Source organism: Paenibacillus sp. 01T431 (assembly GCF_056398625.1).
Genome location: NZ_JBFTPT010000009.1, coordinates 158,844 through 173,340, shown reverse-complemented (window position 1 = coordinate 173,340; position 14,497 = coordinate 158,844). Strand labels below are relative to the sequence as shown.

Genomic DNA, 14,497 nt, shown 5'->3' with positions numbered 1-14,497 from the left:
CATAGACACTCCGCACATGAACGGAAACTCTTGAACTTCGACTAAAAAGGAGCCCGATTTATGAAAAACGGTAAATTCACCAATACGATCATTCGGATGCAATATGTACCTAGATGGAGCGAATATGCTCCACGATTTGAGGATAACGCCTCCGCTCATAGCTTTAGATGCGCTGCATTGTCTATTTTGATTGGTATTATTGAAGAAAAAATATTCAAGCAGCCGTTAGATAAGCTGAAGCTTGTAGGAAGATGCTTATGGGGTGATCTCAAAAACACGGGCACCGGCTCCATTAAGCATGTCACCAAAAAAGAATCGCTCGTTATGAATCATATCCGAGACTTCGAAATGGAACTTAGCAAGGAGATTGTCTCGTACCTATCCAAGTCTCTACAGGCTCAAGCATTCGATTTTATCGTCCATGCGCAAGATGATTCACCTATTGGACGATTAGTTGATGCCATCGATACGCTGGATGCCTATTTGTATTGCCACAGAGAATCCCGTTATGACACGAATCCTTTTTTTCATGCCAAATATAAGGAGCTCGAACAAGTGCTGCGAAGCACAGAGCTTCCATCCATACACTGGCTGCTCGATGAATACGATAAACATGATGGCTTTTATGAATTTATCCAATACATTATGAATCTCGATACCGTAAAAAGATGGAACGGCAGCTATAATCTCGTTCCAGACAATGATGCGACACATTCCTTCCGAGTCGCTTCACTTGCTTTGTTTAATGGGCTGCTTGAAATCGAGCGCTTCGGCAATAAAAATATCGATCTCTATAAGCTGCTCGCCAAAGCTGCCCTTCATGATTTGCCTGAAGCTTTATCCGGCGATGTTGTATCGAATTTCAAGCACAATAATCCAGACATTAAGCACGCTTTCGAGCAATACGAGAAAGAAACCGCTCAGTTCATGATTAATAAGCTTCCATCGTTTTTTCATGAAGATATGACCGAATTCATAGTACACAGCAAATCAGCAGATGCAAATGGCGAGCTCGTTGATATTTCCGACAAGCTGGACGCCTTAATCAAAGCAAGCCTTGAGATGCGAAATAACCCTCATTACGCTGATACTTATTATAACCAGCTGGTGAAGGTTCAGCATCGCTATGAGAATGACTGTGTTGTTTTTTTCCTGGCTTATATTTTGCATGACTTAACCTATTCCAATTTAATTGGACAATAAGTCTTCAATACAAAATGGCCGCGAGATATATCTCGCGGCCCAGCTTTGGTTTATATTAGCTATGAACAGCAGCACTCCAGCCGAATGGGTATGCAGCCGATATTTCTAACGGCAGCTTGCCTTGCGGCATAAGATCACCTAACAATACTCTCGCAGCAGCAGCTAGCGCGAGTGGACGACACTCATACACTGCCATGTACGTTTTTACTTCCGGGTATAGCAATAGATCAAGCGGGTTCCGAACCGACACAGCTATCGTACGCTCCGGTGCCAATTTTACGACCTCGCGTGCAATATCGCGCTCTACCGGATGCTTGGAAGCGTCGTAAGTGACAACGACGATTTGTGAGAATGTTTCCAAATCAGCGAGTGGATGATCATCATCCATTTGACGCTCGACGATATTAGCTCCATACTCTCCAAGAAAGTGACCTAATGAGCCGTCACCTGAAAGCATTTCGTCAGCCACCGAAACAGGGACAATTTTGGGCCACAATACGAGCGTGCTTTTCTCGCGGCTTAATGGCAGCAATGGCCCATCGTCTTTTACTAATGTAACTGAAGCCTCGCTCCATTTAATTGCAACCGCTCGATTTACTTCCGTACCAATTTCCCATTCCACTTGTGACCATGGCAGCAAAGGCCCCTCAAGCACAAGCTTCTCCTTAAGTGTCATAATCCGATTAAGCGCCTCGTTAATACGAGCTTCTGCAAGCTCACCGTTCTCAACAGCACGCACAACGGCTTCAAGTGCAGCCCATTGTTTTTCAAATGTATGGCTGATCAGTACCATATCGGCTCCCGCTTGCAGCGCTTTAATAGCGCCCTGCTCTGGACCATAGGTTTTATCAATCGCATCCATCTCTAAACAATCTGTCACAACAATCCCGTCATAACCAAGCTCTTTGCGCAGTAATCCCGTGATGACAGGCTCAGACAAAGTCGACGGCACGCCTGATGGATCAAGCGCCGGCAAGCAAACATGCGCTGTCATAATACAATCCGTGCCTGCTTCAATTGCAGCTAGGAACGGCTTCAACTCAATCGCGTCTAACCGATCACGCCCATGCAGCAATATCGGCAGCGCATGATGGGAATCCACCGCCGTATCGCCATGCCCTGGAAAATGTTTAACAGTCGCAGCAACTCGTGCAGCTTGATAGCCTGCTACTGCGGCTGCTCCGAGTTCCGCAACGACATCAGAGCGGTCGCTATACGAACGTACATTAATAACAGGATTATCCGGATTATTGTTAACATCAATACAAGGCGCATAATTCATCGTAACACCCAATTGACGAAGCTCTTCACCACATACAAATGCTGTCTCTCTAGCGCTCTCCTTATCGCCGGTTGCACCAAGTGCCATATTGCCCGGCATAAGCGTTACACCGTCAACTAGTCTTGCAACCATGCCGCCTTCTTGATCAATCGCTACGAATAGAGGCGGATTGCCAGCTTTTCTTGCGATGCTTTGAAGCTCGCCGCTAAGCTTGTGCACCTGCTTAGCATCCTTCACATTGCGGGAAAAATAGATCGTTCCGCCAATGCCGCTCGTTTCAATTAACTGCTTGATTTGCGCCGTTGGCTCAAAGCCATGAAAACCAAATACAAATAATTGTCCAACCTTCTTCTTCAAGCTCCAGTTATCCCACTCACGCGTTGTCGTCAATGCTTCCCCGTCCCTTCACTTATCAACCCTATTACGACGGCTCATTCAAAGCCTCGTTATGTTGTCCGCCCTCTTGCCGTCTCGTACGATAATCGGTAGGATTCTCACCTGTATATTTCATAAACACTTTTGTAAAATATCGCCGCTCCGCATAACCGACTTCCTTCGCGATTTGTGCAACGCTCTTGAGTGATTCCCCAAGCATCGCCTTCGCGCGCTCCATCCGCTGCCGCGTTACATATTCGATAAACGTTTCGCCAAAAGTCTGCTTGAACAATAAACTAAAATAAGAGGTGCTTAAACCGACATGAGTTGCCGTTTCTTCAACACTTAGATCGCGATAAAGATTGCGGTCCAAAAAGGCTTTCGCTTCAGCCATTGAACGTTCCGATTGCTTTTTCTTATCCATAGATTTCTCCGAAACCGTATTCGTAACTTGACGAATAACTGATAATAAATCCTTAATGCCAAAGCGGCGATCCAATCTGCGCCAAAGCATATCCTCTTGCTCGCGAGTAAATACGCCCATTTCTTTCATCTCACGCATAAGATGCAGGACAAAGAAATGAAGCAGCGGCTTGACACGATTTAATGAAGGCTCATTCATTCGCTGCAACAGCAGCGTAATACTTTGAAGCTCGCTGTCTACGCTTATCGTATCCCCGCGTTTAACCGCTCCAATTAATTTCTCCGCAGTATCCCAAAACGCTTGATCTGCTTGCGATGATTTTTGCTGAGCGGATGGATAAATAGCGATAATGTCATGGACAGGCGTAAGCTGCATCCCTTGCTGTACTAGCTTATAGGCTTGGGATAAGTCAGCAACCGCTGCAAACTTATGATAAATACCTGCAAATAAATGCAGCTTTACATGGCTCTTAATCGCAGACAACAACATGTCTGCCCAGTTTTTAATGAAGGCAATATCAAATTCAGCCGTTTTCTCCGTTTCAATGAGTACACACCACTCACCATCTCGAATTTGAATGACCGCATGATGCAGCCCATTTTGCTGCAGCTTCTCACGCAGTACATTACATACAGCAAAATTCCACAGCTTTCTTTCCTTATCGGACCAGTCACGCCAATCCTTCGTCTTCTCCGAGCTTACATCAAGATCAAGCACAATTAAGACGAACTGCTGCCGCTTGAGCTGCTGTTCATCTCCGGTCAAGAGCCAATTATCTGCAGTAACATCGGTATAATCCATAATAATATCGTACAAAATTTTCTCGCTAGCGAGATCGATCATCCGGCCGAGCTTCTGCTTCTCTTCCTGCTGCAGCTTCTGCTTACTGCGCTGAGTAGACATTACTCTAGCAATAACACCAGTCAATTCATCATAAGGTATAGGCTTTAACACATAATCATTGACGCCAAATTGAATTGCTGTTCGCGTATAAGCGAAATCCTGATATCCCGACAGCATAATAATATCGCAAGCCATTGCTTTATCACGGATATGCCGAACAAGCTCCAAACCATCCATAACCGGCATGCGAATATCGCACAGCAATAAGTCAAAGTGTTGCTGCTCCATAAGCTCTAACGCTTCAACACCATTTTTAGCTGTACCGCCAACGGTAAGCCCTAGCATTTCCCAGGGAATAACTTTTTCTAAATTTCTCGTAATATGTGCCTCATCGTCAACTAGGAGTACTTTACCCGTCATAGCTGATCACCTCTGCTCTTCGGAATTACACAGCGAATAACGGTCCCGCTGCCTTCTTGACTACAAATCCACAAACCGAACGCAGGACCATAATGTATGCGCAAGCGATCTGCAACATTTCGTAATCCAAGTCCTCTTCTCTCACCCATTTGCGCAGCATCCGTATGCTTGCTTTCAGAGTCTGACTCTGCTGACAGCTTAGTCAGCACTCTGGAGCTCATGCCTAATCCGTTGTCACGAACCATAATGACGATCTGATGAGGCTCAGCAGTTACATCAATCGATATCCTGCCTTGTCCGTCTTCATATCCATCAAACCCATGCTGAATGCTATTTTCTACGAGCGGTTGAAGCGAAAGCTTTAGTATGGAGAAATCAAGTGCTTCTGCCGGGACATTCAATTCGTATGAGAAAAGCTCCTCGAAGCGGTATTTCTGAATTTCCAAATAACTGCGGACATGCTCAATTTCTTGGCTGATCCTTATTTCTTCGGATTGATGCATGCTTGTGCGAAGCAGATTGCTTAATCTGCGCACCATCAACATAATTTTCGCGCCTTCATTTTGAGCTGCAAGTGCATTAATTGATTCAAGCGTATTAAATAGGAAATGCGGTTTAATCTGTGCCTGCATAAGCATCATTTCCGCATGCTGCTTACGTGCCTGCTCTCTGCGCACTTCACTTAGCAAATTGCCGATTCGCTCAACCATACTATTGAAGCTATTGGCCAGTAGAACGGTTTCATCCTTACCTTGAGCGGTTACTCGAATATCAAGCAACCCCTGCTCAACCAATCTCATTTTACGAACAACTTTAATGATCGTTTTCGCTACTCGGTTAACAAAAAAGACGTTGAACAACACCGCCGATAGCAAACCAAGGACCGTAATCATTCCAATCCACTGGACAAACCGAACATTTTCGTTAGTAAGTGAATCCCAAGGCTTTATGGACACAAGTATCCAACCATTGCGATCCAATTGATAGGAAGAAACAAGACTGTCTATACCTTCAAACTTTTCTCGCGAGCTATTGTAGTTATTCGTGTGCTGAGGCAATGAATCGGTCTGTTCATTTATATTATGACCATCCATCTTTTTTTTGCTGTCTAGCATAATAAGGCCTGCTTTATTGACAATGAGGTATCTTGTTTCGGCTGCATTGGATTGCGGGTTTTGAAAGGTTTTAAGCATGCTCGATATTTCTTCTGTTTTGTACTGCGTAATCATTACGCCCAAATCATTAAATGACTCAATGTCCTTAACGACTCGAATCTGTGTAAATAGAGGCGGTTCAACACCTGTCAGCTCACGCTGTTCATAAGGTCCAATCCAAAGCGGACGTCCGCCAAGATTCATAACATCCTTATAGACAGAGTGCTGTTTGAGCATATCAAAGGAAATAGGCTTGAACGTCGTCGGATCGTTGCGGTAAGAGCGGAACATCGTCCCATCCTTCGCATACAGCACAACAAAGCTGACAGCAGGGTGTTGGAACAAAATCCGTTTCATTTCTTTCTCTGCTTGGTTAATTTGAATGAGCGTGCCGGCATCATTGGAATTATACGAGCTGTATTTCAGTGTTTCCTGCACCTCTGTGCTCGTTAAATTACCATCGGATAGCTGATCAAGCTCTCGAAAGAAATAATGAATATTGCCTCCTACAGCCCTGAGAGAAATTTCGGTTTGCTCGCTATACTTTTTCTCCAGCAGCGTCTCAGAGTTAATAAATGAGAATATGCCGAGGCCAATCATCGGAATGACGATCAGAAATATGAATGCAAGCATCAATTTCGGTCTCAAGTTCATCTAGGAGGCTCCTTCTTTCTTATCCCTTCACACTGCCTGCCGTCATACCTTCAATGATTTGACGCTGCAAGAACACATACACAACCAGGACCGGAATAATGCTTATGATTACCGCAGCAGACAGCGATGCAAAGTTTGTGCGATAGCCATCATTAAAGGTTGCCATACCTGTTGGCAGTGTTTTGAGTGATTCAGATGTTATAAATAGTTGGGACAAAATATATTCGTTCCAGTTGCCAATGAAATTTAAAATAAATACAGTAACTAGTGCCGGCATCGAAATCGGAATAATAATTCTGAAGAACAGACCGCTTGCGCCTAGCCCGTCCATAATGCCAGCTTCCTCAAGCTCATTTGGAATCGAAAGCATAAATGCATAAATAATAAACACGGTTATCGGCAAAGCATATGTGGTGTATACCAAAATTAATGACCAATGTGTATCATATAATGGCTGTCCAAACAAATGGATCTTTTGAATTAAACGGTACAACGGGATAAACAATGCACCCGCTGGGACGATTAGGCCAAGTAAAATGAAATTATAAACAGCTTTATTCATCTTCGTGTATTTCATCCGCGCAATCGCAAATGAGGTCATCGCTGCAAAAAGGAGCGTCAATACACAAGCTGCAACGGTTACAATTGTACTATTCAGCGCATATTTACCAATATTAGCCGTTTCCCAAGCAGCGATATAGTTATCGAAGTTAAAGCTAGTTGGCAAAGACCATGTATTTACTGTTATTTCACGGTTTGTTTTGAATGATGACATGAATAACCATAACAGAGGGAAGAGCACTACTGCAACATACCCCATTAAAAATGTATGCATCCACCATTGTGTGCCTCGGGAACGTTCCATTAGTACTGCACCTCCTCGCTTTTTGTGATGCGCTGTAAAATACCCGTAAGAATCAAAATAATAATGAACATCGCAACACCGATCGCGCTGCCATATCCAAGTTCAAGAGAGCGGAAGCCAACTTTAAGCATATAAGTCGCCATAACTTCTGTGGATTGGAAAGGACCGCCGTTCGTCATGATTTGTACGATATCAAGCACCTTCATCGTTCCCGAAACAGAAAGAAGCAGCATTACAAATAGGATTGGTCTTACAAGCGGCAATGTGATCATCCATGTTTCTTGCCAGCCGGTTACGCCATCCAGCTTAGAAGCTTCGATAATTTCTTTCGGAATGTTTAGAATTGCTGCCAAACAAAGTACTATGAAGAAGCCGATATTTTGCCATGCATTCGCGATAAGAATCGAGAGCATTGCAAGCTTAGGATCAGACAACCATTCGCGCGCCCAGCTTTCTGGTGCAACAAGACGAATTAATTGATTGATCATTCCTGAATCATAGTTGTACAAAACACCGAACAAAATGGCTACAGTAGCCGTCGATATAACAACCGGCACAAATACGGCCGATTTGTAAAAGTCACGCATCCGTCTAACTTTACTAATAATGATCGAAATCAAGAAGACGAGCGGAATGTTCACGATTAGGGAAAACGCCATGAAATAAAAGTTGTTTAAAAGTGCTTTTCTAAAAACTTCATCCTGCCACAATCTCGTAAAGTTATCAAATCCGATAAACACCTTCTCAGTAATGCCATCCCAACGAAAGAAACCGTAAAAAAAAGATACGATAACGGGATAAACAAAAAACAAAGCATATAAAGCAAGCGTCGGAATAATGAACGCCACGTAAGTAATCGGATTTTTGAGCGCTCTGTTCATAATGTCCTCCTTTTGTCCTAGCGTTAAAAGAGGGTGCCCTCCAGGAAGGAAGCACACCCTCTTGCATAGCAGGATCGAATATAATGTGTTGCGATTACTTAGCTGCGTTCGCTTTATCTTGCGATGCTTGAATTTTTGCAGCTACTTTTTCTGGTGTGCTTACTTTACCGATAAGCTCTTGAATACCAACGTTAATGTCAGCGCCTACTGCTGGTTGAACGATTGCATCATAAGCTTTCCATGAGCTGGAAGCGTTAGCCATAACCGTCAAGATTTCTGTTGTAAGCGGGTCAACACCAGATAGATCGCTTAGTTTCAAAGAAGGAAGCAATTTGTCTTCTACCAAAGTACGTTTTTGAACCTCTTCGGAATAGAAGTTAGCGATAAATTTCTTAACTGCTGCAATTTGATCTTCAGTTAGCGTAGCAGAGAAACCAAAGCCGTTTGAGTATGATGCGTTGATTGAAGTTTGGTCGCCAGCGCCGCCTTCGATTGACGGGAAGCCGAAGTAACCGATTTGACCTTTAAGATCGCCAGCTTCGTCGCCTGAGAAGCGGTTAGCATCCCAAGTTCCTGTGAATACCATTGCAGCTTTACCAGAAAGCAATTGCGCGCCTTGATCAGCATAAGCAAGACCTAGAGCACCTTTAGTGAAGAAATCTTTGTTAACAAGCTCAGCATATGAAGTTAGACCTTTAACGAAGTTAGGATCAGTCCATTTTGCAGTACCAGCAACAACATCGCTGAATGCTTGGATACCAACGTTACGCTCCATAACTGTGTTCCAAAGCATACCGTTTACCCAGCCGTCTTTAGCAGCCAAACCAAGTGGTGTGTAGCCAGCTGTTTTGATTTTTTCGGAGATTTCAACCAATTGCGTCCAAGTTGTAGGAATTTCCAAGCCTAGCTCAGAGAAAATTTTCTTGTTGTAGAAAATCGCTTCGCTATAGCCGCCGAAAGGAAGGCCATAAACTTTGCCATCTACAGTGAACTCGTCCAAGCTTGCAAATTTGTCTGTAAGACCAAGTTCTGCAATGATTGGTGTCAAGTCAAGCATGCGGTTAGCTTTTACATAAAGGTTAAGGTCTGCTCCACCGAATACTTCAAAAATATCAGGAGGGTTGCCAGCAGCCATTTCAGCTTTCAGCTTTTGATCGCGGTTAACGATCTCGTCAATACCTTCAAGCTTGAAAGTAAGACCTTTATTTTCGTCTTGTGTTTTTGCAACAACATCTTCAAGAATTTTCAAACGAGTTTTGCTTGTTTCTTTAATTTGAGTGTGTCGAAGGGACAATGTTACGTCCTTTGCTGGTGCATCGGTTGCTGGAGCATCCGTTGCTGCATTCGTTGGGGCATTTGTTGCAGCGCCTTCATTTCCTTTACCAGCATTGTTACCGCCGCACGCCGATGCGACAATCATAAGGGAAAGCAGCGTAGTGGCAATTAGTGTAGATCTCTTTTTCATTGGGAAGACCTCCTCGTTTATGGTGTTGCTTGTTTGCCTCGCACATTTATTATAGTCCTGCAGAACCAATTCAAAGGAGGTCAAAAAAACGACGAGTTAGGGAGACAATTCTCTCATTTTTCAAAAGAGGGATAAAATCTTATAGCCCGTCGGGTTACTTTTCCCGACGGGCTATGTAAATTAATCTTACGTTTTAGTGACGCATATCCTTCGTTATCCCTCTAACAACCTCATAAAATCGCTGCCACTCTGGAATAGAACCTTGTATATGGTTATTTTCCACTATAATATTGTTTTCATTATGTGATATTTTATCTTCCCTATTCGTTATTTGAGCTTCAAGCTGCAATTTTTCTTGCTTAGCACGTAAACTGCCATCCGACAATTATATCCCTCATCCCTTTAGCCAGCCTTTTCGCAGTGCAAAAAGCTCCCTAAGATCCTCAGTAGACATTTCCGTAATCCACTGCTCCGATTGACCGACCACTTGATCGTTAAGCGACTGCTTTCGCTCAATCATCTCGTCGATCTTCTCTTCAAGCGTTCCGAGTGTAATAAACTTATGCACCTGAACCTTTTTCGTCTGGCCGATTCGGAATGCCCGGTCGGTCGCTTGGTTCTCAACGGCAGGATTCCACCACCGGTCAAAATGGAAAACATGGTTTGCAGCGGTCAGATTAAGACCCGTTCCCCCCGCTTTTAGTGAAAGGACAAATGCAGAGCACGGCTCCTCCGCATTTTGAAACTGCTCAATCATTTGATCCCGCTTCACCTTAGGCACGCCGCCATGCAAATAAGGAACCGGCAAACCTATTCGCTCCTCAAGCAGCTGCTTCAGTTGGTGCCCCATATCGATATATTGGGTAAAGATAAGGCAGCGTTCACCTTCGGCAGCTATTTCCTCGCACATTTCAAGCAGCCTTGCTACTTTATTCGAACGTTCTATTTCCCATAAAGCAGCGGTATCCTCATGATTAAGCAGGGAAGGATGATCACATAATTGTTTCAGCTTGGTTAAAGCTGCAAGAATGAGCCCTCTGCGCTGCATTGGACCTAGTTTATCCAAATTCTCAAGGAGGTCTGCGACTAAATTTTCATACATCGCGCCTTGTTCAGCTGTCAACGTCATATACAGCTTCGTTTCATTTTTATCCGGCAAAGACAGCTGAATCGAAGGGTCCTTCTTAATTCTTCGCAGCATGAATGGTTTTACCCAGCTTTGAAGGCCAGCAATAAGCTTCTCATCTCGTGTTTTCTCTATCGGTGTGACGATCTCCTTGCGGAACTCGGTCATATTGCCAAGATAACCCGGATTTATAAAATCATAAATCGACCAGAGCTCTGTCAATCGATTTTCCATCGGCGTTCCTGTCAGAGCCAGGCGATGATTCGAAGGCAGCCTCCTTATTGCTGTAGATTGTTTTGTATATACGTTTTTAATATTTTGCGCTTCATCGAGGCAAAGAGCATCCCAATCCACTAAACACAAATCATCTTCATCCAGCTGTGCCAAGGAGTAAGAAGTTATGACCAAATCTGCCCCTGAAACGGAATCGCGGAATGATTCGCCTTTCTCCCGTTTGTTGCCGTAATGCAGCATGACATTAAGCGAAGGTGCAAAACGCTCGAGCTCCTTCTCCCAGTTGCCTATTACTGAAGTTGGGCAAATAAGCAGCGAAGGCCCTCCCATTTGAAGTTTCTTCTCCTTAATATAGACAAGGTAAGCCATAAATTGAATCGTTTTTCCGAGTCCCATATCATCTGCAAGCACACCGCCAAGCCCGAATTTCCTAAGAAAAAGCAGCCACGATACGCCTTCATGCTGGTATGGTCGAAGCTCTCCCAAAAACGTAGCTGGAATTTCCGCCTGCGGTATTTCCTTAATTTGCTGCAGCTGCGTGAGCCATGCCGTTAAATGGTCATTCAGCTCAACTTCCGTGTCCATAGACGAATCAAGCTCACCGCTGTCATCGAGCGGGATGCCGCCTCTTAAATGCATTTCCAGCACATCACGGAATGATAGTCCTTTGCGTTTACCCATCCGCTTCAGCCACTGTTTAATTTGCGTCACATCCTGTGGGTCCAAATGAACCCATTCGCCGCCGACATTGAAGAGACGACGGTTTTGCTCTGCCAACTGCAGAAATTCGGCTTCGGTCAAATTCACATCACCAAGAGCCAGCTTCCAATCAAATTGTACGATTTGATCAAGTCCAAACATGGGCTGAGCCGCTGAGCCTACTGAAGATTTCATCTTTGCCTTCAAACGAAGCTTGCGATTGCGAACCGCTTCCCACCAGCTAGGCAATAAGACCGGACAACCTGCCTCCAGCAGTTGAACGCTTGCATGCTCAAGAAACTTCCATGCTTCATTATCCGATAAGGTGTATCTTAGCTTGCCGTCGTTTTCCGCTTCTGTTAGATCAGGAAGAGCATTCATCCATTTCTGCTGCTCCTTAGCCAGCTTGCCATCTAGAAGCGGAAGCCATTCTTGCGGAATGATTTGTCCATCATCCGTATCCGCTTCCCAGCCATCCTGACTAATATTCTGGCGAATAGGCAGCCACGGTCCACCATCACGATTTTGCAGAGCGGGTCGAAGCCTCCAAATGGATGACTCCTGCGGCTCCACTAGCTGAAGCGCAATTCGGAATGGAAGGACATCCTTCCTAAGCCCAATGGCAATGAGCCAATCTTCCTCATCAACTGCTTTTCTCCTCAGCACCGCTTCTCCAGAAGCATTGCCTATTTCCCTCCAAGCCTGTGCAGCCTGTTCGTTTTCTTCAATCATTTGCTCAATTGCTCCGCTAATCCACTGTTCAATTCCTTTATCGCCGTTCTGATTAGCAGCTGCTACAATAGCACTCCATTGCTGGTTGCGCTCGGTATCCTGCTCAGGAATAGCCATTCTCCAGCTTCGCTTCTCTTCCGTCCAACGCTCCCAATCAGGCATATACCAACCATTAAGAAGCGCAATTCTTATGAACTCTGCCATTTGCATCAAGACCGTCAAACGCTCCGTCCACTCTACTTGAAGCAGGCGAACATGCTGAGGCGAGGATAAATAATCAATGGCAAGGAGCGGCGGAACCTTCAGCATCTTACGCTCACCTACACTGACTTCCTCGACATCCGCTCCATACCAAGATGCCTTGTGCCATGCGAACAATAAGGATCGCAGCTTGCCATCCGCAGAATCCTTTCGATCGACAGCGCTTAACCAAATGGACGTACCCTCTTCTTCATTCCAAAATCCGTCTATCGTCAACTTGCGCGCGCCAATGTAAGTTCTCATGTAACTATTTTCCCTTTCCACAGCTCTTCCTGAAATGCTCGCAATCGCTGATGCTTACTTACAAGTCCAGAAATATATTGATTCCATCTCACTTCATCTTTATCCGCTTTATATAACCGCTCCAGCTTCTTAAGCTGCTTAACCGCAATTCGGTAGCCTTGACGGTTCCGTGATTGGATGGACGATTCAACCGATTGATGATACATGGGCATTAGCGCGCGAGGCGCAAGCTTAGCAATTTCTCGAAGCGCATGAGCGCCGACATCCTCAGGGCTTGATCCAATCAGCATTTGTAAATCAGCCCATTCATCATAACGCTTCTGGTCGAGCCAATGGTCAGATAATTCTGAATAAGAATGGGGCAGCAATTGCTTCATATAATCGGTCCATATCGGCATTTCAGGCCGGTCAAGATCTGCTCTTCGGCATAATGTAACGAACGGTCCCACCGAACGGCCATTTTTCAATTTATTGATTCGCTCGAACAAGAAGCTCATCCACTGCTCTACAAGCTCCCATTTCCCTTCTTCCATCCGCTGTGCGGCGCAAGGATACATCACTTTCTGAGAGCGCTCAAAGCTTGTTAATGCAAAATGAGCAATTGCCTTCTCATCCTGTTTGTCAAAAAAATACATGATGCCAATCGCAGTATGCAAAAATGCCTTATTGACGTCTTCGACATCTTCATTCATCGACAGCTCAACCATCGAAGCTAACTCCCGCTCAAACCAGCTGCGGCTCTCTGAAAGCTTCTCGCATAAAACTAAATAGATATACTCCCAGTCAAAAAGCTGCTTTTCGGTACTCGATGCCCATACTTTCACTCGAGCGATTAATGCATCCGCCCAAGCTTCTTCCCGCAGCTCCATTGCTTCGGGAGTTAGCTCGGATACCAATGTATATAAATGCTCCACCCAAGGCTCTGCCATCCGGATGAACGACATTTCATGATAATATCTGCTGAACGAGTCCACCGTATTGATCGCTCGCTCTGCTTGCTCCAGCACAAAGATGATGGCTGTTGACCAATGCAAACGCTGCATCCTTTTTTCCCAATCCTTAGCAAGCCCCTTTAATGAGGACAATAATGGTTGAAGCGCATGGAGAGAGTGCCGGCATTTCCGCCATACGTCGCCATGTGTCGCTTCCATCCATTCCAGCCACTCCTCAGCTGAAGCTTGTTCACCGGGCTCGCGAGGCAAAGCAGGCGCTGCTTCGGGAGGTGGTGCAGCAGCCTGTGTATTTTTGAGCAGCGCACTCGCGGAAGACAACCCCAGCAAGCGAAAATAGGATCGCTCCGCCAGTGTATGTCCCCCCTCCTGCTGACTGCAATATTGAAAATAAACAGCAGCCATATGCTTGCAAAATCCTGTATAGGGACAAGTACATGAGCTATAACGCAGCTGACCAGCATCAAGGATGACCGCATAAAGATCCGATCCTTGCACGACCCCATAAAGATGATCATGGCTTCCCTCATTCGCGCTGTTCACTTTACCTTCCATGTAATAATGCCAGCCCCGCTTCATAATCGTTGTCTCAACATGGACGTTCAGTTGTTGCTCAATTAGCGCGTGCAGCTTTTCATTGAGGTGCATCATAGACATTCACCCGCTTCCTTTCCGTTCACTTGCAT

10 protein-coding genes are annotated in these 14,497 nt (G+C 45.0%); 1 reads left to right on the top strand and 9 read right to left on the bottom strand.

The genetic code is table 11. The features are described from left to right. Positions 1-60 precede the first annotated feature (60 nt). Positions 61-1,203 carry a YfbR-like 5'-deoxynucleotidase gene (locus AC1DM9_RS18120; RefSeq protein ID WP_076270201.1) on the top strand — a complete coding sequence of 381 codons (1,143 nt, stop codon included), beginning with the start codon at positions 61-63 and terminating at the stop codon, positions 1,201-1,203. A gap of 55 nt (positions 1,204-1,258) precedes the next feature. Here the strand turns inward: AC1DM9_RS18120 and AC1DM9_RS18115 are convergent, their stop codons facing one another. The 9 genes from AC1DM9_RS18115 to AC1DM9_RS18075 form a co-directional block, all read right to left on the bottom strand. Beyond that, positions 1,259-2,875 carry a glycoside hydrolase family 3 protein gene (locus AC1DM9_RS18115; protein ID WP_477510635.1) on the bottom strand — a complete coding sequence of 539 codons (1,617 nt, stop codon included), beginning with the start codon at positions 2,873-2,875 and terminating at the stop codon, positions 1,259-1,261. Positions 2,876-2,906: 31 nt separating this feature from the next. Next, positions 2,907-4,547, bottom strand: a complete 1,641-nt coding sequence (locus tag AC1DM9_RS18110; protein WP_477581443.1) for a response regulator transcription factor — start codon at positions 4,545-4,547, stop codon at positions 2,907-2,909. Next, positions 4,544-6,355, bottom strand: a complete 1,812-nt coding sequence (locus tag AC1DM9_RS18105) for a cache domain-containing sensor histidine kinase (RefSeq protein ID WP_477581441.1) — start codon at positions 6,353-6,355, stop codon at positions 4,544-4,546. The genes AC1DM9_RS18110 and AC1DM9_RS18105 overlap by 4 nt, the downstream gene beginning before the upstream one ends. A gap of 19 nt (positions 6,356-6,374) precedes the next feature. Further along, positions 6,375-7,220 (bottom strand): carbohydrate ABC transporter permease, encoded by an 846-nt coding sequence (locus AC1DM9_RS18100; RefSeq protein WP_076270205.1) that lies wholly within the window; start codon positions 7,218-7,220, stop codon positions 6,375-6,377. After that, complete coding sequence (locus AC1DM9_RS18095; RefSeq protein ID WP_477510633.1) at positions 7,220-8,101, bottom strand: carbohydrate ABC transporter permease; 882 nt, start codon at positions 8,099-8,101, stop codon at positions 7,220-7,222. The genes AC1DM9_RS18100 and AC1DM9_RS18095 overlap by 1 nt, the downstream gene beginning before the upstream one ends. 94 nt (positions 8,102-8,195) lie before the next feature. Next, positions 8,196-9,566, bottom strand: a complete 1,371-nt coding sequence (locus AC1DM9_RS18090) for an extracellular solute-binding protein (RefSeq protein ID WP_076270207.1) — start codon at positions 9,564-9,566, stop codon at positions 8,196-8,198. Positions 9,567-9,759: 193 nt separating this feature from the next. Then, entirely contained in the window at positions 9,760-9,951 is a 192-nt protein-coding gene (locus AC1DM9_RS18085) for a hypothetical protein (RefSeq protein ID WP_441885939.1), read from the bottom strand. A gap of 9 nt (positions 9,952-9,960) precedes the next feature. Further along, entirely contained in the window at positions 9,961-12,861 is a 2,901-nt protein-coding gene (locus AC1DM9_RS18080; protein WP_441885942.1) for a DEAD/DEAH box helicase, read from the bottom strand. Beyond that, positions 12,858-14,468 carry an SWIM zinc finger family protein gene (locus tag AC1DM9_RS18075; protein WP_441885945.1) on the bottom strand — a complete coding sequence of 537 codons (1,611 nt, stop codon included), beginning with the start codon at positions 14,466-14,468 and terminating at the stop codon, positions 12,858-12,860. The genes AC1DM9_RS18080 and AC1DM9_RS18075 overlap by 4 nt, the downstream gene beginning before the upstream one ends. Positions 14,469-14,497: the final 29 nt, after the last annotated feature.